This is a genomic window from Rubrivirga sp. (genome assembly GCF_049648075.1).
Lineage (GTDB): Bacteria > Bacteroidota > Rhodothermia > Rhodothermales > Rubricoccaceae > Rubrivirga.
This window is the reverse complement of record NZ_JBARYR010000720.1, coordinates 1-3,591: the sequence shown is the minus strand read 5'-3', so window position 1 is coordinate 3,591 and position 3,591 is coordinate 1. Positions and strand designations below refer to the sequence as shown.

Genomic DNA, 3,591 nt, shown 5'->3' with positions numbered 1-3,591 from the left:
AGCCGGAGGACCTCGTCGCTCACGCCCAGGTCGCCGCCCGTCACGAACCGGACCGGCCTGGCGTCGGCGGGGACGGTTCGGAACGCGCGCCGCTGGCCGCCGCGCCCGGCGACGAACTGGTAGCGCGCGCCGGCCTCGAGGTCGGTTAGCTCGACAACGTGGACCCATCGCTCGTCTTCGAGTCCTTCGATCTGATGGCTCGCGCCCTCGCCCTCGAGGTCGAGATCGTCGGTCCCGTAGCGCACGGCGCTCGGACCGGGCTCGGCGCCGAACGTGTGGTACACGACGGTCATCGTCGTCGCGGTGTCGCCCTGCCAGGTGAGGTAGACGTGTCGCGGCTCGTCCGTCTGCGCGAGGGCCACAGGTACGAGGGCAAGGAGGAGGAGCGCGCGCATGACAGGGACGGGCCGGCCGGGCATCGTAGCCGACCGCGCGCGCGCGCGCGTGACCGGGCCTTTACCAACCGGGCGGTCGGCGGGCCTGGCGTTAGACGTAACGGCGCGCTAACGCACGGACAACCCTGGGGCAACGTCGGCGCAAGGCGTGCTGGATAGGCTTTCAGAACCTTTCTCGATTGCTGTCCGATGACCCCGACTGCTACGCTGCGCGCGTCCTCCGATTTGCTCCTCGTCCTGCTCTTGGTCGCAATCGCCGCCGCTCCGGCCGTCGCACAGGGCGTCGTCGAGGGCTACGTGTACGAGGCCGAGACCGACACCCCGCTTGCCGGCGCCAGCGTCGTCCTCGAGGGGACGGCGCGCGGCGCGGCGACCGACCCCGACGGGTTCTACCGCATCGAAGGCGTCCCGCCGGGCACCTACCGCGCCGTGGCGCGGCTGCTGGGCTACGCCGAGGACACCCAGACGGTCACGGTCGCGGGCGGAACGGTCCGGCAGGACTTCACCATCCGCTCGACGGCGCTCGACCTCGAGGGCGTGACCGTGACCGGGCTCCGGCGCGGCCAGGTCCGCTCGGTCATCGAGAAGCGCGAGGCGCTCAGCGTCGTCGACGTCGTCTCGGCCGACGAGATCGGCCAACTCCCCGACCTCAACGTGGCTGAGTCGGCCCAGCGCGTGCCCGGCGTCACCATCCGGACGGATCGCGGCGAGGGCCGGTTCGTCTCGATCCGCGGGACGCCACCCAACCGCAACAACGTGACCTTCAACGGGGCCGCCGTCGCCTCGGCCGCTGGCACACGGGCCACGGCGCTCGACCTGGTCCCGGCCGAGATGGTCGCCTCCATCGAGGTCCAGAAGGCGCTCACGCCCGACCTCGACGCCAACGCCCTGGGCGGCTCGGTCAACGTGACCACGCTGACGGCGTTCGACCGGCCCAGCCCGTTCCTGTCGGCCACGCTCAACGGGCTGGCCCACCAACTCACGACCGAGTTCGGCGAGACGAGGCTGCCGTTCCGCAGCAGCGTCACGGCCGGCACCCGGTTCGGCCCGGACAACGCGTTCGGCGTCGTGGTGGCCGGCACGGCCTCGAGGCGCGACTTCAACACGGCCATCGTGTCGCCGAGCGCCTGGGTCGACGTCGACGGGACGCCGGCGCCCGAGGAGTTCGAGCGCGAGGTCGAGGACAACGACCGGTTCCGCTACGCGCTCAACGGCAACCTCGACTACCGCCCGGCTCCGGCCACCTCGGCCTACGTCCGGGCGCACTACTCGCTCCGCGACGAGTCGTTCACCAACACCGAGGTCCAGTTCGAGGGCGGCGACGTCTTGCCGACGTCCGCGACGACCGGCCGCCTCGAGGACGTCGAGGTCCAGCTCGACATCCCCACGACCGACATCGACGAGGAGCTCTACGCGACGACCATCGGCCTCGACCAGGAGTTCGGGCCGGACGTCACGGTCCACGTCCACGGCACGTTCTCACGCGGGACGCGGACGCGGCGGACGTTCCAGCCCGAGTGGGGCGAGGGCCAAGGGTTTGGGCTGGCCTACGACGTCTCGGGCGACTTCGAGACTCTCGTCTTCGACGACCTCGAGGCCGTCATGGACCCGACCAACTACCTCTACACTGAGATGGACATCGAGTTCGAGGACCTGGTCGAGGACACCTACCAGGCCGGCGCCGACCTGCGCTACGACGTCCGGTTCGGCGAGAACGTCGGGTTCGTCAAGGTCGGCGGCCAGTTCCGGCTGCGCGACAAGGACATCGACCGGAACGAGGACCCGTGGGCCGCCGGCGACTTGCCGCTCGACCTGTCGGGCTTCGTGATGGACCCGCCGGACCCGCTCCAGGGCGACGGCCGCGTCCCGGTCACCGGCGACGTCGGGCGGTTCTTGGACTTTTTCGACCAGAACAGCGCCGCTGGCGAGTACTTCAACCTTGACCCGGTCGAGTCGGCCGAGGAGGAGGTCGAGGTCGACGCGTTCGTGACCGAGGACGTCTACGCCGGCTACGTCATGGGCAACGCGGTCGTGGGCGCGCTCACGGCGACGGGCGGCGTCCGCGTCGAGGCCACCTCGACCACGTCCGAGCGGTTCCGGTTCGTCAACGACGACTCGTTCGACAACGCCCAGGTCTCCCAGCTCAGCGCCGAGAACAGCTACGTCGACGTGCTCCCCTCGGCCCACCTGTTGTTCCGGATCTCGGACCGCCTCCAGGTCCGGGCCGCCGTCTCGACGACCATCGGCCGGCCCGACTACGACGAGCTGGCCGCGTTCCAGGACGTCGAGTTCGAGGAAGGCGACGACGGCGTCTTCGAGGGCGCCATCGAGCAGGGCAACCCCGACCTCGAGCCGCTGCGCGCGCTCAACCTCGACGCGACCGTCGAGCTCTACCGCGGCGCCGGCAGCCTGTTCTCGGTCGGCGCGTTCTACAAGCGCGTCCGCAACCCGATCTATGTGTTCGAGACGACTCAGCGCGACGTGTTCGGCCGCGACGTCGACTTCCAAGTCGACGAGATCGCCGGGTTCGGCGACCGCTTTTTCGAGGAGGTCACGTTCCAGGAGTTGCGCAACGCCGACGCCGGCTCGGTCACCGGCTTGGAGGTCTCGCTCTTGCAGCTGTTCGACTTCCTGCCGGCCCCGTTCAACGGGATCGGGTTGTCGTCGAACGTGGCCGTGATGGACTCCGAAGTCACGGTCCCGGGCCGCGAGGACGAGAACGTGCCGTTCTTCGGCCAGTCCGACGTCGTCCTGAACGTGGCCCCGTTCTACCAGGCCGGGCCCATCGAGCTCCGCGCCGCGCTCAACTACCAGGGCGCCTACCTCGACGCCGTCTCCGACGACGCCTTCGAGGACGAGTACGGCGACGACCGCACGACGGTGGATCTGTACGCCGGCTACAAGCTGCTCGACCGCCAAGTCCAGTTCAACGCCTACGTCCGCAACCTGACCAACGAGGCCGAACGCGAGTACCAGGGCGTCCGCGACCGCCGGACCTTCCACGCCTTGACGGGGCGGACCTTCGAGTTCGGCGTCACCGTCGTTCTCTAGCGTGCGCGTCTGGACCTGCGTCTTTCTGGCCGCCATCGCGCTCGCTGGGTGCGCCGCTCCCGTCGTCGGGGACGCCGGCACATTCCGCGTCCGCGCGGACACCTCGGCCGGCCTCAACGCCGACGTCGGGTGGGCCGCCCTCGAG

Annotated in this window: 2 protein-coding genes; one reads left to right on the top strand and one right to left on the bottom strand. The window is 70.0% G+C overall.

The window, feature by feature from the left end; translation table 11 throughout:
- A partial coding sequence (locus WBA11_RS18970) for a fibronectin type III domain-containing protein (RefSeq protein ID WP_424522192.1) occupies positions 1 to 395 on the bottom strand: 395 nt, incomplete at its 3' end.
- Between the two features lie 189 nt (positions 396 to 584).
- Between WBA11_RS18970 and WBA11_RS18965 the strand changes: the two genes are divergently transcribed.
- The gene (locus WBA11_RS18965; protein ID WP_424522191.1) at positions 585 to 3,446 is read left to right on the top strand and encodes a TonB-dependent receptor; all 2,862 of its coding nucleotides are present in this window, start codon (positions 585 to 587) and stop codon (positions 3,444 to 3,446) included.
- The last annotated feature ends 145 nt before the right edge of the window (positions 3,447 to 3,591 follow it).

Bases quoted from the DNA above. Each gene is read 5' to 3' on its own strand.
- WBA11_RS18965 (WP_424522191.1), top strand. From the start codon at position 585: ATGACCCCGACTGCTACGCTGCGCGCGTCCTCCGATTTGCTCCTCGTC.